General features: G+C 73.2%; 17 protein-coding genes and 1 pseudogene. 6 read left to right on the plus strand and 12 right to left on the minus strand.

Going from position 1 to position 19,796, the window contains the following annotated elements:
- Window positions 1-119 (minus strand): annotated as a pseudogene (locus tag AB0N04_RS32860) (acyl-CoA dehydrogenase); the annotation flags it as partial.
- A gap of 178 nt (window positions 120-297) precedes the next feature.
- Between AB0N04_RS32860 and AB0N04_RS32865 the strand changes: the two are divergent.
- Both AB0N04_RS32865 and AB0N04_RS32870 read left to right on the plus strand, forming a co-directional pair.
- Window positions 298-1,635 (plus strand): UDP-glucose/GDP-mannose dehydrogenase family protein, encoded by a 1,338-nt coding sequence (locus AB0N04_RS32865; protein ID WP_360216237.1) that lies wholly within the window; start codon window positions 298-300, stop codon window positions 1,633-1,635.
- A gap of 134 nt (window positions 1,636-1,769) precedes the next feature.
- Window positions 1,770-2,459, plus strand: a complete 690-nt coding sequence (locus AB0N04_RS32870; protein WP_360216240.1) for a hypothetical protein — start codon at window positions 1,770-1,772, stop codon at window positions 2,457-2,459.
- Between the two features lie 34 nt (window positions 2,460-2,493).
- Here the strand turns inward: AB0N04_RS32870 and AB0N04_RS32875 are convergent, their stop codons facing one another.
- The 4 genes from AB0N04_RS32875 to AB0N04_RS32890 form a co-directional block, all read right to left on the minus strand.
- Window positions 2,494-2,919, minus strand: a complete 426-nt coding sequence (locus tag AB0N04_RS32875) for a CoA-binding protein (RefSeq protein ID WP_360216243.1) — start codon at window positions 2,917-2,919, stop codon at window positions 2,494-2,496.
- A gap of 118 nt (window positions 2,920-3,037) precedes the next feature.
- The gene (locus tag AB0N04_RS32880; RefSeq protein WP_360216246.1) at window positions 3,038-4,261 is read right to left on the minus strand and encodes a dipeptidase; all 1,224 of its coding nucleotides are present in this window, start codon (window positions 4,259-4,261) and stop codon (window positions 3,038-3,040) included.
- Between the two features lie 36 nt (window positions 4,262-4,297).
- Window positions 4,298-4,822: a 5-(carboxyamino)imidazole ribonucleotide mutase gene (gene purE, locus AB0N04_RS32885; RefSeq protein WP_360216248.1), complete on the minus strand. Its 525-nt coding sequence runs from the start codon at window positions 4,820-4,822 to the stop codon at window positions 4,298-4,300.
- Window positions 4,819-5,958 carry a 5-(carboxyamino)imidazole ribonucleotide synthase gene (locus AB0N04_RS32890; protein ID WP_360216250.1) on the minus strand — a complete coding sequence of 380 codons (1,140 nt, stop codon included), beginning with the start codon at window positions 5,956-5,958 and terminating at the stop codon, window positions 4,819-4,821. The genes purE and AB0N04_RS32890 overlap by 4 nt, the downstream gene beginning before the upstream one ends.
- A 258-nt stretch (window positions 5,959-6,216) precedes the next feature.
- Between AB0N04_RS32890 and AB0N04_RS32895 the strand changes: the two genes are divergently transcribed.
- Window positions 6,217-6,762, plus strand: a complete 546-nt coding sequence (locus AB0N04_RS32895) for a GtrA family protein (RefSeq protein WP_360216252.1) — start codon at window positions 6,217-6,219, stop codon at window positions 6,760-6,762.
- A 104-nt stretch (window positions 6,763-6,866) separates the two neighbouring features.
- Entirely contained in the window at window positions 6,867-7,559 is a 693-nt protein-coding gene (locus AB0N04_RS32900; RefSeq protein ID WP_360216254.1) for an ester cyclase, read from the plus strand.
- Between the two features lie 24 nt (window positions 7,560-7,583).
- On the opposite strand, the gene AB0N04_RS32905 is transcribed toward AB0N04_RS32900, so the two are convergent.
- Both AB0N04_RS32905 and AB0N04_RS32910 read right to left on the minus strand, forming a co-directional pair.
- Window positions 7,584-8,828 carry an ATP-binding protein gene (locus tag AB0N04_RS32905; RefSeq protein ID WP_360216257.1) on the minus strand — a complete coding sequence of 415 codons (1,245 nt, stop codon included), beginning with the start codon at window positions 8,826-8,828 and terminating at the stop codon, window positions 7,584-7,586.
- Window positions 8,829-8,891: 63 nt separating this feature from the next.
- A complete protein-coding gene (locus tag AB0N04_RS32910) occupies window positions 8,892-9,566 on the minus strand; it encodes a response regulator transcription factor (protein ID WP_030290974.1) in 675 nt (224 codons plus the stop codon).
- 329 nt (window positions 9,567-9,895) lie between these two features.
- Here AB0N04_RS32910 and AB0N04_RS32915 point away from each other — a divergent pair, with 329 nt between their 5' ends.
- Both AB0N04_RS32915 and AB0N04_RS32920 read left to right on the plus strand, forming a co-directional pair.
- Window positions 9,896-11,404 (plus strand): oligopeptide:H+ symporter, encoded by a 1,509-nt coding sequence (locus AB0N04_RS32915; RefSeq protein ID WP_360216260.1) that lies wholly within the window; start codon window positions 9,896-9,898, stop codon window positions 11,402-11,404.
- Window positions 11,405-11,568: 164 nt separating this feature from the next.
- Window positions 11,569-13,656, plus strand: coding sequence for a prolyl oligopeptidase family serine peptidase (locus tag AB0N04_RS32920; RefSeq protein ID WP_360216263.1), 2,088 nt, complete (start codon window positions 11,569-11,571; stop codon window positions 13,654-13,656).
- Window positions 13,657-13,725: 69 nt separating this feature from the next.
- Here the strand turns inward: AB0N04_RS32920 and hutI are convergent, their stop codons facing one another.
- The 5 genes from hutI to AB0N04_RS32945 all read right to left on the minus strand — a co-directional run bounded on the left by hutI (window position 13,726) and on the right by AB0N04_RS32945 (window position 19,700).
- Complete coding sequence (hutI, locus tag AB0N04_RS32925) at window positions 13,726-14,892, minus strand: imidazolonepropionase (RefSeq protein ID WP_360216266.1); 1,167 nt, start codon at window positions 14,890-14,892, stop codon at window positions 13,726-13,728.
- A gap of 34 nt (window positions 14,893-14,926) precedes the next feature.
- Window positions 14,927-16,276 (minus strand): formimidoylglutamate deiminase, encoded by a 1,350-nt coding sequence (locus AB0N04_RS32930; RefSeq protein ID WP_360216269.1) that lies wholly within the window; start codon window positions 16,274-16,276, stop codon window positions 14,927-14,929.
- The gene (locus tag AB0N04_RS32935) at window positions 16,267-17,448 is read right to left on the minus strand and encodes an allantoate amidohydrolase (protein ID WP_360216381.1); all 1,182 of its coding nucleotides are present in this window, start codon (window positions 17,446-17,448) and stop codon (window positions 16,267-16,269) included. The genes AB0N04_RS32930 and AB0N04_RS32935 overlap by 10 nt, the downstream gene beginning before the upstream one ends.
- 85 nt (window positions 17,449-17,533) lie before the next feature.
- Window positions 17,534-19,189 (minus strand): urocanate hydratase, encoded by a 1,656-nt coding sequence (gene hutU, locus AB0N04_RS32940; protein WP_360216384.1) that lies wholly within the window; start codon window positions 19,187-19,189, stop codon window positions 17,534-17,536.
- 187 nt (window positions 19,190-19,376) lie between these two features.
- Window positions 19,377-19,700: a hypothetical protein gene (locus AB0N04_RS32945; protein WP_360216272.1), complete on the minus strand. Its 324-nt coding sequence runs from the start codon at window positions 19,698-19,700 to the stop codon at window positions 19,377-19,379.
- Window positions 19,701-19,796 lie beyond the last annotated feature (96 nt).

Consider the following 19,796-nt stretch of genomic DNA (forward strand, 5'->3'; position numbering starts at 1 on the left):
TCCGCCGCGAACGGAGCGATCTTCGCCTCGGCCAGCGAACGCACCGCCTCACGGAGCATCCCGTGCTCCTCGGAGATACGGAAGAGATCGAAGTCAGCCGCGCCTGCGCCGCCCGCCATGTTGCCCGCCTCGCCAGTGGTCGAAGTCAATTCGGGTTAACTACCGTTCAGTAGAGATCCTAGGGCTCCGACCTGCGGCTGCCTAGCGTTCCCCGTGACCGGGCGATCCCTGCCGACTCCGGCGGGCGGATAGCATCAGGTGCACCCGTACAGGTCGAGTCCGCACAAAGGGGAACCCGTGACCCTCCGCATCTCCGTGATCGGCACCGGCTACCTCGGCGCCACGCACGCCGCCGCGATGGCCGAGTTCGGCTTCGAGGTGCTGGGCCTGGACATCGACCCCGACAAGATCGCCACGCTGACCGCCGGCCGGGTGCCGATGTACGAGCCGGGCCTGTCGGAGCTGTTGCTCAAGCACGTGGCCGGACACGAGGGCTCGACCGGCCGGCTGCGCTTCACCAGCTCCGTCCAGGAGGCCGCCGAGTTCGGCGACGTGCAGTTCATCTGCGTCAACACCCCCCAGCGCAAGGGCGAGTTCGCGGCCGACATGTCCTACGTGGACACCGCCATCGACGACCTCGCGCCGTACCTGACCCGCCCGGTCCTGGTGGTCGGCAAGTCCACCGTGCCGGTCGGCTCGGCGAGCCGGCTGGCCGAGCGGCTGGCCGCCCTGGCTCCGGTCGGCGCGGGCGCCGAACTCGCCTGGAACCCGGAGTTCCTGCGCGAGGGCTTCGCCGTCCGGGACACCCTGCGGCCGGACCGGATCGTCGTCGGCGCCCACAGCGAGAACGCCGAGCGGCTGCTGCGCGAGGTGTACGCCGAGCCGATCGCGGCCGGGGTGCCGTTCATGGTCACCGACTACGCGACCGCCGAACTGGTCAAGGCCGCCGCCAACTCCTTCCTGGCCACCAAGATCTCCTTCATCAACGCGATGGCCGAGGTCTGCGAGGCGGCCGGCGCGGACGTCACCCAGCTCAGCAAGGCCCTCGCCCACGACGAGCGGATCGGCGGCAAGTTCCTCAACTCCGGCCTCGGCTTCGGCGGCGGCTGCCTGCCCAAGGACATCCGCGCCTTCATGGCCCGGGCCGGCGAGCTCGGCGCCGACCAGGCGCTGACCTTCCTGCGCGAGGTCGACTCGATCAACATGCGCCGCCGCTCCCGGATGGTCGAACTGGCCCGCGAGCAGTGCGACGGCGGCTTCCTGGGCCGCCGGGTGGCCGTCCTGGGCGCCGCGTTCAAGCCCAACTCGGACGACATCCGGGACTCCCCCGCGCTCAACGTCGCCGCCCAGATCCAGCTCCAGGGCGCCCAGGTCACCGTCTACGACCCCAAGGCCGTGGACAACGCCCGCAAGATGTTCCCCTCGCTCGCCTACGCCTCCTCGGCCCTGGAGGCCGCCGAGGGCGCCCACGTCGTCCTGCACCTGACCGAGTGGAGCGAGTTCCGCGAGCTGGACCCGGCGGCGCTGGGCGCCGTCGTCGCCGAGCGGCGACTGCTCGACGGCCGCAACGTGCTGGACGCCGAGGCCTGGCGCGCCGCGGGCTGGACGTACCGCGCCCTCGGCCGCCCCAGCTGACGGCGCCCCCACCGCCGGTCGCGGGGGCGGCCGGATGGCTCATCCTCGTTGGCACCGCCGCCCGGCGCGCCGGATGCTCGTCGCACCGGGCGTCGGCTCCACCGTCACCGGAGCGGGCCGGATGAGGTGAGGGCATGGCCGCAGCGGACGCGTCGAGCGTCGTCCACGACGTGGTGACGTCGGCGCTCCCGGCCGTCGTGGCCGCGCTCCTCGGCGCCGCGGGGCTCTGGTTGCGGGACTGGCGCGCCCGGCGGAGCGCCGCGACCAGGCGGCGGCAGCAGCTGGACGAGGCGCAGGCCTACCTCGGCTTCCTCGGCCAGTGGTTCAGCACCTACGCGGCCGTCGCCCCGGGGGCGGACGCCGCCCAGGCACGGGCCTGGGCCGCCGGGTACCTGGAGGACCAGCTCCGGGCCCTGCAGACACCGGAGGCCGAGGCGCCGCGGGGCGAACCGACCCCGTTCCGGACGAGGACGAGGCTGGTGCTCCTCCTCTACCCCCTGCACTCCTTCGCCGGCTCGATGGTGCGACTCCTGTACTACGCCGCGCTGGGGCTCACGGTCGAGTTCACCTCGGCCTCCCTCGTGACCTCCGACGAGTGGCTCGTCAGGGTCGCGCTGGCCGCGTTCTTCCTGGTGGCCGGGCTCGTGGTGCTCGGCGTCCTGTGGCGGCTCGCCGTTCAGCTCTCGCCCGGGAACGCCGTCCCCGGGAGCCGTCACGAGGACCGCGCGCGGCGGGCCGGCCCGGCGCCGGACGGGAGCGGTGCAGACCACGACCGGGCGCCTCCCCCGCCGCCGTCCGCACCGCCGCCCGGGCCGCCGCGCTGATCTCCGGGATCCGCCCGCGTCCGCCGGACGGGCGCTAGCCGAACCGGCCGGCCAGGCCGAGGCGGGGGATCTCGATGGCGGGGCACTTGTCCATCACCATCGCGAGCCCCGCCGCCCGCGTCCGCTCGTACGCGGCCTCGTCGACCACGCCGAGCTGGAACCAGACGGCCGCGGCGCCGATCGCGGCCGCCTCGTCCGCGACCCCGCCGGCGAGGTCCGAGCGGACGAAGACGTCCACCACGTCGACCTCGAACGGGACGTCCGCGAGCGAGGCGTACCCCTGCTCGCCGTGCACCGTCTCCGCCTTCGGGTGCACCGGCACGATCCGCTTGCCGAAGCGCTGCAGCACCTCGGCGACGCCGTACGCCGCTCGCCGCCGGTTGGACGAGAGGCCCACGACGGCCCAGGTGTCACCCAGCTCGGTAAGGATCCTCCGGACCGTCTCCGGGTCGCCGTACATGTCCTGCCTCCTCGCAGCCGGGAACTCACCGGAGCCAGCGCCACCGCGGCCCCGGCCATTCCCGGCCGCCGTCAGCACGGGTCGGCGCGGGTCGGCACCGTCGACCCGGACGGTCGGGTCAGGCCTCCCCGTCCCCGGCGCCGTCCAGCTGCGCGATGGTGGCGATGGACGGGCGGCGGCGCGCCCGCAGCCCGGCGGCGGCCGACTCGGCGTCGCGCAGCACGCGGACGGCGTTGTGCCAGGTGAGCTTGGCGAGGTCGCCCTCGGACCAGCGGCGGCGCAGCAGCTCGGCGACCAGGTTGGGGTAGCCGGCCACCGAGTCCAGGCCCTCGGGCAGGAAGGCGGTGCCGTCGAAGTCCCCGCCGATGCCGATGTGGTCGATGCCGGCGACCTCGCGCATGTGGTCGAGGTGGTCGGCGACGGTGGCCGGGGTGGCGGCCGGCCGCGGGTTGTCGGCCTCGAAGGCGCGCTGGCGGTCCATCGCGGCCGGCGTGGTGTCGAGCGGGTGGAAGCCGTGGGCACGCATGTTGGCGTCGGCGGCGAGGGTCCACTCGATGGCGGCGGGCAGGATGAACTTGGGCACGAAGGTGGCCATCGCCACGCCGCCGTTGGCGGGCAGCTGGGCGAGCACGTCGTCGGGGACGTTGCGCGGGTGGTCGCAGACGGCGCGGGCGGAGGAGTGCGAGAACACCACCGGGGCCTCGGTGACCCGCAGGGCGTCGCGCATGGTGTCGGCGGAGACGTGCGAGAGGTCGACGAGCATGCCGAGCCGGTTCATCTCCCGGACGACCTCCTCGCCGAAGCGGGTCAGGCCGCCGGCCGCCGGCTCGTCGGTCGCGGAGTCCGCCCACGGGGTGTTGTCGTTGTGGGTGAGCGTCAGGTAGCGCACGCCGAGCTCGTACAGGGCCCGCAGGGTGGCGAGCGAGCAGTCGATGGAGTGGCCGCCCTCGGCGCCCATCAGGGAGGCGATCCGGCCCTCGGCGCGGGCGGCCTCCATGTCGTCGGCGGTGCGGGCGAGCCGGAGCCGGTCGGGGTAGCGCTCGACCAGGGCGTGGACGAAGTCGATCTGCTCCAGGGTGGCGCTCACCGCGTGGTCGCCGGCCAGCCGGGTGGGCACGTAGACGGACCAGAACTGGGCGCCGACCCCGCCCTCCGCGAGGCGGGCGAGGTCGGTGTGCAGGCGGTCGCTCTGGTCGGCGGCGAGGTCGAGCGCGCCGAGGTCGTACCCGGCCTGTTCGCGCATGGCCCACGGGAGGTCGTTGTGGCCGTCCACCACGGGGGCGGTGCGCAGCAGGGCCCGGGCGCGGTCCAGCGGGGCGGGGGAGTCCGGCTCAGAAGTCATGTGAGCCGTTCTACCCCACCCGCCCCGGTGGTCGGACTACTTGCCGAAGCCGAAGGAGGAGGATCCGGCCACCTTGGCCCGGAGCTTCTTGCCCTTCTCGGTGGCCTGGTTGTTCAGCTCGGCCTGGAACTCGGTCATCCGCTCGGTCAGCTCGGGGTCGAAGGCCGCGAGCATGCGCACGGCGAGCAGGCCGGCGTTGCGCGCGCCGGCCACCGAGACGGTCGCGACCGGCACGCCGGCCGGCATCTGGACGATGGAGAGCAGGCTGTCCATGCCGTCGAGGTAGCGCAGCGGCACCGGCACGCCGATGACCGGCAGCGGGGTGACGGAGGCGAGCATGCCGGGCAGGTGGGCCGCGCCGCCGGCGCCCGCGATGATCGCCTTCAGGCCGCGCCGGTGGGCGTTCTCGCCGTAGGCGACCATCTCGCGCGGCATCCGGTGCGCCGAGACGACGTCGACCTCGTAGGGGATCTCGAACTCGTCGAGGGCCTGGGCGGCGGCCTCCATGACGGGCCAGTCGGAGTCCGAGCCCATGACGATGCCAACAACCGGGGATGTCATTCGGTGATCGTTCCTCGCAGGTAGGCGGCCGCGTGGCGGGCTCGCTCGCGGACGTCGTCGAGGTCGTCCCCGAAGACGTTGACGTGGCCGACCTTGCGGCCGGGCTTCACGTCCTTCCCGTACATGTGGATCTTCAGCCCGGGGTCGCGGGCCATGCAGTGCAGGAAGGCGTGGTACATGTCCGGGTAGTCGCCGCCCAGGACGTTGACCATCACGGTCCACCGGGCGCGCGGCCTCGGGTCGCCGAGCGGGAGGTCGAGGACGGCCCGCAGGTGGTTCTCGAACTGCGAGGTGACCGCGCCGTCCTGGGTCCAGTGCCCGGAGTTGTGCGGGCGCATGGCGAGCTCGTTGACCAGGATCCGGCCGTCCCGGGTCTGGAACAGCTCGACGGCGAGGTGGCCGACGATGCCGAGTTCGCCGGCGATCCGCAGGGCGAGCTGCTGGGCCTCGTCGGAGAGGGCGGGGTCGAGGTCGGGCGCGGGGGCGGTGACCTCGGCGCAGACGCCGTCCTCCTGGACGCTCTCCACCACCGGGTAGGCGACGGCCTGGCCGCTGGGCGAGCGCACGACGTTGGCGGCGAGCTCGCGGACGAAGTCGACCTTCTCCTCGGCCAGCACGGCGACGCCGGCGAGGAACGGCGCGGCCGCCTCCTCCTCGCCGTCGACGACCCAGACGCCCTTGCCGTCGTAGCCGCCGCGGACGGTCTTCAGCACGACGGGGTAGCCGTCGCCCTCCGCGGCGAACGCGGTGACGTCGGCCGGGTCGGCGACGATCCGGTGCCGGGGGCAGGGCACGCCGATGGAGTCGAGCCTGGCCCGCATGACGCCCTTGTCCTGGGCGTTGACGAGCGCGTCCGGGCCGGGGCGGACGGCGATGCCGTCGGCCTCCAGGGCCCGCAGGTGCTCGGTGGGGACGTGCTCGTGGTCGAAGGTCACCACGTCGCAGCCGGCCGCGAAGCGGCGCAGCGTGTCGAGGTCGCGGTAGTCACCGAGGACGACGTCGGAGACCACCTGCGCGGCGGAGTCCTGGGGCGTGTCGGCGAGGAGTTTGAACCTGACTCCGAGCGGGATGCCCGCCTGGTGTGCCATGCGGGCCAGTTGCCCGCCGCCGATCATGCCCACCACTGGAAAATTCACATTGCCCGGGGAAGTCACGCCGCCAGGATATCCGGGCCGGTCGGGGGTGGTGGAGCCGCTGGTGGGCGGCATGGAGCGGACGCGCGTAGATGTCAACCCGGCGCCCTCGCGGCTGAGCCGTTCGGCGGAAGCGGGTAGCCTGGACGGCTAGGTCCTGGTCTACGCGGTCCGATCATGTGCGTGCACGCAGGGCTCAAGGGACGACCGCGATGCCGCGATCCGCCCTCTCGACCCGCACGCACATGGAGGCAGCCCGGTATGGCGACGACCGCAGCTTCGAGCACCTCGCTCGCGCAGAAACTGCGCGGGCTCTCGGGCGAAGTGGTGAAGTTCGGCCTGGTCGGCCTGAGTGGCGTGGTGGTCAACTTCGCCGTCTTCTGGATCTGCATCAACGGCCTGCACCTGGCCTCGCTGCGGTCCAACATCGCGGCCACCCTGGTCGCCATCGCCAGCAACTACCTCGGCTACCGCTACTGGCTGTACCGCGACCGCGACGCCGCCTCGCGCAAGCGCGAGATCACCCTCTTCCTGGTCTACAGCGGCATCGGCATGCTGATCGAGACCGGCGTGCTCGGCTTCTCGGTGTACGTGCTGGGCCTGGACTCGCACTACGAGCAGCTGGGCGCCAAGGTCGCCGGCCTCGCGGTGGCCACCGTCTTCCGCTTCGTCTCCTACCGGACCTGGGTGTTCAAGGAGCTGCCCGGGACGGGGCAGCCGGCGGACGCCGCCAGCGGGCAGGAGCTCGCCGAGCAGGCCGAGATGATGCTGGCCGCCGAGCAGATCCGGTACGCCAAGGCCGAGTAGGCCCCCCGCTTGCCGGACCGCCGTCCGCCGGAGGACAGTGGTGACCGAGGGCGAGCGCGGCAGGCGGACGATCGAGGCCGAGGGGGGTCCCCGGGAGGATCGCCATGGCGTTCGTCCAGATCATCGACTGCAGGACCGACAGGCTCGACGACCTCAACCGGCTGATGGACAGCTGGGCCGAGCAGACCAGGGGCCGGCGGACGGCCGGCCACGCGGTGGTCGCCACCGACCGCGCCGACAGCAAGCACGTCGTGGAGATCGTCGAGTTCGCCTCGTACGAGGAGGCGATGAGGAACTCGGGCCTGCCCGAGACCGATCGGATCTTCCGCGAGATGGTCGCGCTCTGCGACGCACCGCCGACCTTCACCGACCTCGACGTGGTCCGTGACGCGGCGTTCAACAAGGCCACCGCGGGCCGGGTGCTCGACGGGCTGGCCGCGGGCGACCTCGGCGTGATCGACGAGTGCATGACCGCCGGCTACCGCGACCACGACTACGCCAGCGAGGGCGACGCCGTCGGCCGGGCGGCCTTCAAGGAGCGCTGCAGCGGCTACCTCGCCGCCTTCGACTTCACCTTCGACGTGGAGAGCCAGATCGCCGAGGGCGACGAGGTCGCCACCCGGTGGACCTGGCGCGCCACCCAGAAGGCCGACTTCATGGGCACCACGAACACCGGCCGGTCCGTCACCGGCCGCGGCACGACGACCTTCCGCTTCGAGCAGGGGATGATCTGCGAGGGCTGGTGGCAGTGGGACGTCATGGGCCTGATGCGCCAGCTCGGCATGATGCCCGGCTGACGGCCGCGGCTCCCGCCCCGGTGATCAGTCCGTCTGGCTGCGGCCGAGGAAGATCGCGAACACCGGCGGCCGCAGCGAGAGCAGTTCGAGCCGGCCGCCGTCCGCCTCCGCGAGGTCGCGGGCGACGGCGAGGCCGATGCCGGTCGAGTTGCGGCCGCTGACCGCGCGTTCGAACACCCGGTTGCCGAGGTCCGGCGGCACGCCGGCGCCCTGGTCCTGCACCTCGACCACCACCGAGGTGCCGGAGGGCCGCACCCGCAGGGTGATCGTCCCGGCGCCGTGCATCAGCGAGTTCTCGATCAGGGTGGCCAGCACCTGGGCGACCGTCCCCGGGGTGCCGACCGCGGTGACCCCGTGCAGGCCCTCCAGGGACAGCACCCGGCCGGTCTCGCGCAGCGACGGGCCCCACTCCTCCACCTGCTGCTTGATCACCTCGTCCAGGTCGAAGGCGACGGCGGTGGGGCTGCGCGGGTCGCGCTGGGTGGTGAGCAGCCGCTGGACGACGTCGGTGAGCCGCTCGACCTGCTGGAGGGCGATGGTCGCCTCCTCCTTGACGGTCTCCGGCTCCTCGGCGAGGGCGGTGATCTCCTCCAGCCGCATGGAGAGCGCGGTGAGCGGGGTGCGCAGCTGGTGCGAGGCGTCGGCGGCGAGCCGGCGTTCGGCGGTGAGCATCCGGGCGATCCGTTCGGCGCTGGTGTCCAGCACCTCGGCGACCCGGTCGAGCTCGGGCACCCCGTAGCGGCGGTCGCGCGGTCGCGGGTCCCCCGAGCCGAGCCGTTCGGCGGTCTCGGCGAGGTCGGTGAGCGGGCGGGCGAGCCGCTTGGCCTGCCAGACGGCGAGCGCCACCGCGGCCTGGACGGCCAGCAGGGCGACCACGCCGAGCAGCAGCAGCATGTTGGCGATCTGGTGGTCGACGTCCTCGCGGGACTGCTCGACGGTGACGACCTCGCCGCTGTTGCCACGCTCGACGGCCTTCAGCAGGTGGTCCCCGGCCGGCCGCTCACCGGTGGAGACGACCTCCTGGCCGGGGATCTGCACCTCGACGTAGCTGCCCTCGGTGACCTGGTTGTCGAAGGCCCGGCCGGTGACCGGTTCGCCGGCGTTCAGCCGGTTCTCGACGAGCGCGAGCACCCGGACGGCGGCCGCGTCCACCCGGTCCTGGGCCGAGTTGACGATGGTGCGCTTCTCGACGAGGGCGAGCGGGACGCAGAACACCACGACCACCACCAGGACGACGCCCAGCAGCGAGTTGATCATCCGGCGTTTCACGCTGCCGCTCCCCGAGGTGTGCTGCTCCACCGGCCGGTGCCCGGCCGCGATCTCCGTACGGGGCTAATTCTTCTCGAACCGGAAGCCCACCCCGCGCACGGTGGCGATGTAGCGCGGGTTCGCCGCGTCGTCGCCGAGCTTCTTGCGGAGCCAGGAGATGTGCATGTCGAGGGTCTTGGTGGAGGTCCACCAGGTGGTGTCCCAGACCTGCCGCATGATCTCCTCGCGGGTGACCACCCGGCCGGCGTCCCGGACGAGCACGCGCAGCAGCTCGAACTCCTTGGCGGAGAGGGTGAGCTCCTCCTCCCCGAGCCAGGCCCGGTGGGACTCGATGTCGATCTTGACGCCGTGCGCGCCGGTGGTGAGCTGGTCGACGTTGCCGCGCCGGAGCAGGGCCCGGACCCGGGCGAGCAGTTCGGCCAGCCGGAAGGGCTTGGTGACGTAGTCGTCGGCGCCGGCGTCCAGGCCGACCACGGTGTCGACCTCGTCCGCACGGGCGGTGAGCACCAGAACGGGGCAGCTCTTGCCGTCGGCGCGCAGGCGGCGGCAGACCTCCAGGCCGTCCATCTCGGGCAGCCCGAGGTCGAGGACGACGAGGTCGACCTCCTCGGTCAGGCCGGCGGCGAGTGCGGTCGGACCGTCCTCGCGGACGAGCACCTCGTAGCCCTCACGTCGCAGGGCCCGGGCGAGCGGTTCGGAGATCGCCGGATCGTCCTCGGCGAGCAGCACACAGGTCATGTGGTGATGGTAGTCCGCCGGGGTATGCCCGACCGCCTTGTGAGGTAGTTCACAGAGTGTGATCGTTATACAAGGACTTCCTAGCACTCAACAGACCGTTGCCAACCGCCCGTTCGGCGAAGAATTCACCTTTGGATCTTGAAACCGAAGGAAGAGGTGCCCATCTACCATGGATAGACCGGGCAGATCTTCTGCAGGCTTTACCATTCCCATACCTAATTCGTGGCTTTTGTCATCCGATAACTCCAAATATGGCCACGTAGAGTGGTTCCGTCCACGTCCGCCGCCACCCCCCTTGGCGGACGCTGTCAGGCAAGGAACCCCTACACATGGCGTCTACGACCCTGGACGCCGACCTCGCGTCGGCCTCTCCCAGCGGCAAGACCTTCCTCGGCCACCCCCGAGGTCTCGCCACTCTCTTCATGAGCGAGATGTGGGAGCGCTTCAGCTACTACGGCATGCGCGCCCTGCTGGTGCTCTACATGACCGCCTCCATCGCGGACGGCGGCCTCGGCATGAAGATGGCCGTCGCCACCGCCATCTACAGCGTCTACACGGCGATGGTCTACCTGCTCGCCCTCCCCGGCGGCTGGATCGCGGACCGCTTCCTCGGCGCCCGCAAGACCGTGGCGGTCGGCGGCACGATCATCATGATCGGCCACTTCCTGCTGGCCGTGCCGTTCAGCGGCTCGTTCTTCGCCGGCCTCGCCCTGATCGCGATCGGCTCCGGCCTGCTCAAGGCCAACATCTCCACGATGGTCGGCCACCTGTACGACGGCCCGAACGACCCGCGCCGTGACGGTGGCTTCACCGTCTTCTACATGGGCATCAACCTCGGCGCCTTCGCGGCCCCGCTGGTCATCGGCACCATCGGCCAGAACGTCAGCTGGCACCTCGGCTTCGCCCTGGCCGGCGTCGGCATGGCCCTCGGCCTCGGCCAGTTCCTGCTCGGCACCCGCCACCTGAGCCCCAAGAGCGACGTCGTCGCCTCGCCGATCTCCGCGGCCGAGAAGCGCGCGATCTTCACGAAGGCCGGCATCTGGCTGGGCATCGCCGCGGTCATCTACGGCGCGCTCGTCGCGAGCGGCTCCTTCACCATCGACTGGGTGCTCTGGCCGCTGTCCATCGCGGGCATCGCGATCCCGGTCTTCGTCTTCGCCAAGGTGAAGCGCGACAAGGACCTCGACGCCACCGAGCAGTCCCGGATGAGCGGCTACATCTGGTTCTTCGTCGCCGCCGCCGTGTTCTGGATGATCTACGACCAGTCCGGCTCGACGCTGAGCATCTTCGCGGACGACCACACCGCGTCCACGCTGTTCGGGTTCGACTTCCCGTCCAGCTGGTTCCAGTCGCTCAACCCGCTGTACATCATGGCGCTGGCCCCGGTCTTCGCCTGGTTCTGGGTCGCCCTGGCCCGCCGGTCGAAGAACCCCAGCACCACCACGAAGTTCGCCTTCGGCCTGCTGATGATCGGTGCCTCCTTCATCGTCATGATGCTGGCGATGGCCGCCGCCACCGGCGGCACCAAGGTCACCCCGCTCTGGCTGGCCATGGTCTACCTGGTCCAGACCGTCGGTGAGCTCACGCTCTCCCCCGTCGGCCTGTCCGTCACCACCAAGCTGGCGCCCACCAAGTACGCCAGCCAGATGATGGGCGTCTGGTTCCTCGCCGTCACCGCGGGTGACTGCGTCGCCGCCATCTTCCAGCTCGTGCTGGGCGACGACGTGGTCGGCAGCACCTCGTACTTCGCGGTGCAGGGCGCCATGGCGATACTCGCCGGTGTCGCGCTGTGGCTGTACCGCAAGAGGGTCGTCAAGCTCATGGGCGACGTCCACTGACGTCCTGACGACCGGGCACACGCTCCGGGGCCGGTGCGGATTCCTGAGATCCGCGCCGGCCCCGGCCGTTTTCCCCCACCTCCCGCAGCCCCCCGCACGGCCCGACCGGCGGGTCCGGAAATCCACTCGACCGCGGCGGGCCCGGTCTGCCTATGGTGCCCGCCATGCCGACCGACTCCCTCCCCCGCCAGCTCGCCCGCACCCGGCGCCTCACCCTGGGCGCGCCCACCCAGCCCCTGATCACCGCCGACGGCACCACCGTCCTGTTCCTGCGCAGCCGGGGCGGCACCGACCCGGTCGCCCGGCTCTGGGCGCTCGACACCGCCACCGGCGCGGAACGCCTGGTCGCCGACCCGGCCGCGCTCGGCGAGGGCGGCGGCGGGCTCCCCGAGGCCGAACGGATCCGCCGCGAACGCGCCCGCGTCGCGGGCTCCGGCATCACCGCCTTCAGCACCGACGCCACCGGCCGGCTCGCCGCCTTCACCCTCGGCGGCTCCCTCTGGCTCGCCGACACCGCCGCGGGCACCGTCCGCGCCGTGCCGACCGCCCCCGGGGTGTACGACCCGCGGATCGACCCGACCGGCCGCCGGATCGCCTACTCCTGCGACGGCGCCCTGCGGGTGGCCGACCTCGACGGCGGACCAGATCGGGCGCTCGCCGAACCGGAGGCCGAGGAGGTGACGTACGGCGTCGCCGAGCACGTCGCCGCCGAGTCGATGCACCGCGACCGCGGCCACTGGTGGTCCCCGGACGGCACCGCGCTGCTGGTCGCCCGCGTCGACCCGCGCCCGGTCGGCCGGCTCTTCCTCGCCGACCCGGCCGAGCCGCAGCGGCCGCCGCGCGCGATCCGCTACCCGCTGGCCGGCACCGCCAACGCGGAGGTCTCGCTCTGGCTGCTCGGCGTCGACGGCGGCCGCACCGAGGTCCGCTGGGACCGCGAGGCACACGAGTACCTCACCGCCGCCGGCTGGGACGCGCACGGCCCGTACGCCGCCGTCCAGAGCCGTGACCAGCGCACCCTGCGCACCCTCGCCGTCGAACCGGACGGCACCACCCGGCTGCTCGCCGAACGGCGCGACGAGCACTGGGTCGAACTCGTCCCCGGCCTGCCGGTGCGCACCGCCTCCGGAGCACTCGTCGACGCCGCCGACGTCGACGGCACCCGGCACCTCACCGTCGACGGCGTGCCCGTCACCCCGCCCGGGCTGCAGCTGGCCCGGGTGCTCGGGACGGACGGCGAGCAGGTGCTCTTCACCGCCCAGGACGATCCCGTCGAGACCCACCTCTGGAGCCACCACCCGGCCGAGGGCGTCCGGCGGCTCAGCGAGGGCCCGGGGCTGCACACCGGCACCCGGCGCGCCGGCACCCTGGTGCTCACCACCCGCCGGGCGGGCCACCCCGCCGGCCTCGGCACCGTCCACCGCGACGGCCGGGCCTTCCCGCTCACCTCGTACGCGCAGCCGCCGGTGCTCACCGCCCGGCCCGAGCTGCTCCGCCTCGGCCCGCGCGACCTGCGCGCCGCGCTGTACCTGCCCACCGGCCACCGGGCCGGTGCGGGGCCGCTGCCCGTCCTGCTCGCCCCGTACGGCGGGCCCGCCCAGCAGATCGTCGACACCGGCGGCCAGTGGTACGACCTGCTCGCGCAGTGGTACGCCGACCAGGGCTTCGCGGTGCTGGTCGTCGACGGCCGCGGCACCCCGGGGCGCGGCCCGCACTGGGAGAAGAGCGTCCGGGGCGACAAGGCCGGCCCCGCCCTGGAGGACCAGGTCGACGGCCTGCGGCAGGCCGCCCGGCTGCGGCCCGGCCTGCTCGACCTCGACCGGGTCGGCATCCGCGGCTGGTCCTACGGCGGCTACCTCGCGGCGCTCGCCGTGCTGCGCCGCCCGGACGTCTTCCACGCGGCCGTCGCCGGCGCGCCGCCCACCGACCAGCGGCTGTACGACACCCACTGGCAGGAGCGCTTCCTCGGCCACCCCGCCGAGCACCCCGAGCACTACGACGCCTGCTCGCTGATCGCCGACGCGCCGCGGCTGGTCCGCCCGCTGCTGCTGGTGCAGGGCCTCGCCGACGACAACGTCCTGCCCGTCCACGCCCTGCGGCTGTCCGGCGCCCTGCTCGCCGCCGGCCGCCCGCACGAGGTCCTCCCGCTCTGCGGCACCACCCACACCCCGAGCGACGAGTCGGTGGCGGAGAACATCCACCACCACCAGGTGGAGTTCCTGAAGCGCTCGCTGGGGCTCGCCCGCGGCTGACCGGCCCCGGGCGTGACGGAGCCCCCGCGCCGGCCACCCCGGCGGCGCGGGGGCTCCCCCGTGCGGTGCTCAGACCTCCCGCACGCCCGACCGCCAGACCGCCGCCGTCAGCGGCACGCCCGGCCGGTAGGCCAGGTGGACGTGCGAGGGGGCGTCCAGCAGCAGCAGGTCGGCGCGCGCACCGACGGTGACCGACCCGACGTCGGTGCGCCGCAGCGCGTGCGCACCGCCGGCCGTGGCCGCCCAGACCGCCTCGTCCGGCGTCATGCCCATCTCGCGCACCGCGACCGCGATGCAGAACGCCATCGAACTCGTGAAGCTGGAGCCCGGGTTGCAGTCCGTGGAGAGCGCCACCACGGCGCCCGCGTCGAGCAGCCGCCGGCCGCTCGGGTACTCGGCGCGGGTGGAGAACTCGGCGCCCGGAAGCAGCGTCGCCACCGTCCCCGAGCCGGCCAGGGCCGCCACGTCCTCGTCCGTCAGGTGGGTGCAGTGGTCCGCCGAGGCGGCACCCAGCTCGACGGCGAGCTGCACGCCGGGGCCGTGGGAGAGCTGGTTGGCGTGCACCCGGGGGGTGAGGCCGCGCTCGATGCCCGCGGTCAGCACGGCCCGTGCCTGGTCGCCGTCGAAGGCGCCCTTCTCGCAGAACACGTCCACCCAGCGGGCGTGCGGCGCACAGGCGTCCAGCATCTCGCCGGTGACCAGGTCGACGTACCCGGCCGGGTCGTCGGCGTACTCGGGCGCGACCACGTGCGCGCCCAGGTAGGTGGTCTCCGGGGTGTACTGCGCGGCGATCCGCAGCGCCCGGGCCTCGTCCTCGACGGTCAGCCCGTAGCCGGACTTGCACTCGATGGTCGTGGTGCCCTGCCGCAGCGCCTCCCGGACGAACCGGGCCAGGTTGGCGTCGAGTTCGGCGTCGCTCGCGGCCCGGGTGGCCGCCACCGTGGTGCGGATGCCGCCCGCGCTGTACGACTGCCCGGACATCCGGGCGTTGAACTCGGCGGTGCGGTCGCCCGCGAACACCAGGTGCGCGTGCGAGTCGACGAAGCCGGGCAGCAGCGCCCGCCCGGCCGCGTCGAACCGCTCGTCGGCGGCCGGTGCCTGGGCCGCCGGGCCGACCCAGGCGACGGTGGCGCCGTCCAGCACCACGGCCGCGTCGGTGAGCAGGCCGAGCGGCCCGGTGCCGGACCCGGGGTCGTTGGTGACCAGGCTGCCGATGCCGGTGATCAAGGTGCTCAAGACAACGCCTTCCGAACGGGGTTGGGGATACGGATCAGCAGCTCAGCGCGCCGATGGCGGCGCCCAGGGCGCCCGGCACGTCCGCGACCAGCTGGTGCACGCCGTCCCGGACGACCTGCCGGCCGCCGACCACCACGTGCCGCACGTCGGCGGCGGAGGCCGCGAAGACGGCCGTCTCGGCGCCCAGCCGGGGCGGCGGCCCTGCGGTGCGCACCGAGTCCAGCGCGATCACGGTGAAGTCGGCCAGGGCGCCGGCCTCGACCCGGCCGGCCTCCGGCCAGCCGAGCGAGGCGTGCCCGTCCTCGGTGCCGGCCCGCAGCAGGGCGGCGGCCGTCCAGTGCCCGCGGGTGCGGGTGCGCAGCCGCTCGTCCAGCTCCAGGGCGCGGGCCTCCTCGAACGGGTCGATGACGGCGTGGCTGTCACTGCCCAGGGTGACCGGGCAGCCCGCCGAGGCCAGCCGGCGGGCCGGGCCGATGCCGTCCGCGAGGTCCCGCTCGGTGGTGGGGCACATGCAGATGGTGGTGGACGTGTCGGTGAGGAGCCGGACGTCCTCGTCGGTGAGGTGGGTGGCGTGCACCGCCGAGGTCCGCGGGCCGAGCGCGCCGTGGTCTGCCAGCAGCCGGGTCGGGGTGACGCCGTGCGCGGCGAGGCAGGCCTCGTTCTCGGCGGTCTGCTCGGACAGGTGGACGTGCAGCGGCGCCTTGCGCGCCGCCGCCCACTGCGCGACGGTGCCCAGCTGCTCGGCCGGCACGGCCCGCACCGAGTGGATGGCGGCGCCGATCCGGGCGTGCTCGCGGGGCTTGAGCGCGTCCGCCCGCTCGGCCCAGGCGTCGGCGTCGCCGTCGCTGAACCGCTGCTGGGGCTTGGTCGGCTCGGCGCCGAAGCCCGCGGACAGGTAGCAGGTGTCGAGCAGGGTGATCCGGATGCCGGCCCGCGCGGCGGCCTCGATCAGCGCCTCGCCCATCGCGTTGGGGTCGTCGTACCGGGCGCCGCCGGGCGCGTGGTGCAGGTAGTGGAACTCGCCGACGGCGGTGATCCCGGCCAGCGCCATCTCGGCGTAGACGGCGGTGGCGAGCGCCAGGTAGCGGTCCGGGTCGAGCGCCCCGGCGAACCGGTACATGGTGTCGCGCCAGGTCCAGAACGTGCCGGAGCCGACCTGGACGTGGCCGCGCAGCGCCCGGTGGAAGGCGTGCGAGTGGGCGTTCGCCTGGCCGGGCAGCAGCAGCCCGTCGAGGCGGACGGCGCCGGGCGGGCAGGGCCCGCTCTCCGGCGTCACCGCGGTGGTCCGGCCGTCGGGGCCGACGGCGATCAGCACGTCCCGCTCGACCACCGGACCGTTCGGGTGGGGCAGCCAGGCGTACTGCGCCCAGTAGGTCACTGACACGCCAGGTCCTCCAGTACGTCGGCGAGGGCGGTGACGCCGGCCAGGCAGTCCGCCTCCTCGGCGTGCTCGGCCGGGGAGTGCGACACCCCGGTGGGGTTGCGCACGAACAGCATGGCGGTCGGGATCGCCGACGCCAGGATCCCGGCGTCGTGTCCCGCCCCGGTGGGCAGCACCGGGGCGTCCAGCAGCTTGGCGAGCCTGTCGCGCAGCGGGCCGTCGAAGTCCACCACCGGGGTGTAGGACTCCCGGGTCAGCTCGACCCGGACACCGTCGCGCTCGCCGCGCTCGGCGGCGGCCTGCTCGATCTCGTCGACCAGCGCGGCCAGGGTGCGCTCGTCGGCGGCCCGGGAGTCCAGCCAGCCGCGCACCAGCGAGGCGATCGCGTTGGTGCCGTTGGGCTCGACCGCGACCTTGCCGAAGGTGGCCAGGGCACCCGCCAGCCGCGCCTTCTTGCGGGCGGAGAGCACGGTGTTGGCGTACGTCAGCATCGGGTCGCGGCGGTCCTCGATCCGGGTGGTGCCGGCGTGGTTGGCCTCGCCGTGGAAGTCGAACCGCCAGCGGCCGTGCGGCCAGATCGCGCTGGCCACGCCGACCGGCTGCTCCTCGGTGAGGAGGCGGCCCTGCTCGACGTGGAGTTCGACGAAGGCGCCGATCCGGGCCAGCCGGTCGTCGTCCGCGCCGAGCGCGGTCGGGTCGTAGCCGGCCCGCTCCATCGCGTCGGGCAGCCGGACGCCGTCGGCGTCGCGCAGCTCGTACGCCTGCTCGCGGGAGAGCACGCCGGCGGAGAGCCGGGAGCCGATGCAGGCCACGCCGAACCGGGCGCCCTCCTCGTCACCGAAGTTGACGATCGCCAGCGGCCGGTCGAGCTCCGCTCCCCGGCCGCGCAGCTCGTCCAGCGCGGCGAAGGAGGAGACCACGCCGAGCGGGCCGTCGAAGGCGCCGCCGTCCGGGACGGAGTCCAGGTGCGAGCCGGTGACGACCGCCCCGCCCGCGGCCGGATCGCCCAGCCAGGCCCACTGGTTGCCGTTGCGGTCCAGCTCGTAGGTCAGGCCGCGGTCACGGGCCTGCTGTTCGAACCAGGCGCGGCACTCGGCGTCGGCGGAGTTCCAGGCGAAGCGGCGGTAGCCGCCGGAGGCGGCGGAGCGGCCCACGGGGAGCAGCTCCGCCCACATCTCTTCGAAGGAGGACGTCACGCGACCGCCTCGCCGCGCCCGGCACCCGTGTCGCGCACCGCGCGGCTCTTCAGGCTCCGCTCGCTCACAGCTCGCCCATCGGGACGCGCACGCCGCGCTCGTCGGCGACCTCGACGGCCCGGTCGTAGCCGGCGTCGACGTGCCGGATGACGCCCATGCCCGGGTCGTTGGTGAGCACCCGGCGGATCTTCTCGCCGGCCAGCGCGGTGCCGTCGGCGACGGTGACCTGACCGGCGTGGATCGAGCGGCCGATGCCGACGCCGCCGCCGTGGTGGATGGAGACCCAGGACGCGCCGGAGGCCACGTTGACCATGGCGTTGAGCAGCGGCCAGTCGGCGATGGCGTCGGAGCCGTCCAGCATCGCCTCGGTCTCGCGGTACGGGGAGGCGACCGAGCCGCAGTCCAGGTGGTCGCGGCCGATCACGAGCGGTGCGGACAGCTCGCCGGAGGCGACCATGTCGTTGAAGCGCTCGCCGGCCTTGTCGCGCTCGCCGTAGCCGAGCCAGCAGATGCGCGCCGGCAGGCCCTGGAAGTGCACCTTCTCCTGGGCCATCTTGATCCAGCGGGCGAGCGACTCGTTCTCCGGGAAGAGGTCGAGGACGGCCTTGTCGGTCTTGTGGATGTCCTGCGGGTCGCCGGACAGCGCCGCCCAGCGGAACGGGCCCTTGCCCTCGCAGAACAGCGGGCGGATGTACGCGGGGACGAAGCCGGGGAAGGCGAACGCCCGGTCGTAGCCGGCCAGCTGGGCCTCGCCGCGGATCGAGTTGCCGTAGTCGAAGACCTCGGCGCCGCGATCCTGGAAGCCGACCATGGCCTCGACGTGCCTGGCCATCGACTCGCGCGAGCGGGTGGTGAACTCGGCGGGCTTCTCGGCCGCGTAGGTCGCCATGTCGTCGAAGTCGACGCCCACCGGCAGGTAGCTCAGCGGGTCGTGCGCGCTGGTCTGGTCGGTGACGATGTCGATCGGCGCGTCCATCGCGAGCAGCTGCGGGAACAGCTCGGCGGCGTTGCCCAGCAGGCCGATGGAGAGCGGCTGGCGCTTGTCGCGGGCGGCGGTGGCGAGCTCCAGGGCGTGGGAGAGGTTCTTGGCCTCGACGTCCAGGTAGCGGTGCTCGATCCGGCGGGAGATCCGGGACGGGTCGCAGTCGATGCAGATCGCCACGCCGCCGTTCATGGTGACGGCCAGCGGCTGGGCGCCGCCCATGCCGCCGAGGCCGGCGGTGAGGGTGATGGTGCCCTCGAGGGTGCCGTCGAAGCGCTTGTTGGCGACGGCCGCGAAGGTCTCGTAGGTGCCCTGCAGGATGCCCTGGGTGCCGATGTAGATCCAGGAGCCGGCGGTCATCTGGCCGTACATGGTGAGCCCGAGGCTCTCCAGGCGGCGGAACTCCTCCCAGTTGGCCCAGTCGCCGACCAGGTTGGAGTTGGCGATGAGCACCCGCGGCGCCCACTCGTGGGTCTGCATGACGCCGACCGGGCGGCCGGACTGGACCAGCATGGTCTCGTCCTGCTTGAGGGTCTCCAGGGTCCGGACCATGGCGTCGAAGGAGCGCCAGTCCCGGGCCGCCTTGCCGGTGCCGCCGTACACCACCAGCTTGGAGGGGTGCTCGGCGACCTCGGGGTCGAGGTTGTTCATCAGCATCCGCAGGGCAGCCTCCTGCTGCCACCCCTGCGCCGTCAGCCCCGTACCGCGTGCCGCACGCACCTCGCGCGGACCGCTCACCTGCTGCTGCACCATGTCCTGGCCTCCCTGCGGATGATTTCATTCAGACTTGGTTCGACTGAATATATCCAAACATTCAGTCCTCGACCAGACCCCTGGGCAATCCGATCAGCCCCGGCCCGCACCGGCCCCCAGGCACGCCGAAGCGCCCGTCCCGACACGTCGGAACGGGCCTGCCGGGCGGGCCTCAGGCGGCCGCGCCGCCGTCCCAGTCGATGCCGATCTCGGCGAGCCAGCGGCGGTCGTCGGCGTCGGGCGCGGGCGGGGACGGCGGGCGGGGGATGTTCTGCACCGGGCCCAGGCCGTACTTCTCGACCGCCTCCGCGGCGGCCCGGGCGTCCGGCTCGATGACGCCGACGTGGACGGCGGAGTCGTCTCCCGGATCGAGGACGGTCAGTTCGGGATCGGGCAGGCGCCGCAGGGTGACGCGGCGTCCGCAGGTGGGGCAGGACCATTCGTCGGCCCCCGAGGCCAGGCGGGCGACGAACTTCATCTCGTGGATCACGCGCATGGGCGGCACCCCCTGCAGTAGGGGATGCCCGGGTTCGTGACGACTACTCACGATCCGGCCCACTGCGGGCGCGCCCACCGGGCGGAGCCGGCGCCC

Origin of the sequence: Kitasatospora sp. NPDC051702 (assembly GCF_040681575.1) — a bacterium.
Lineage (GTDB): Bacteria > Actinomycetota > Actinomycetes > Streptomycetales > Streptomycetaceae > Kitasatospora.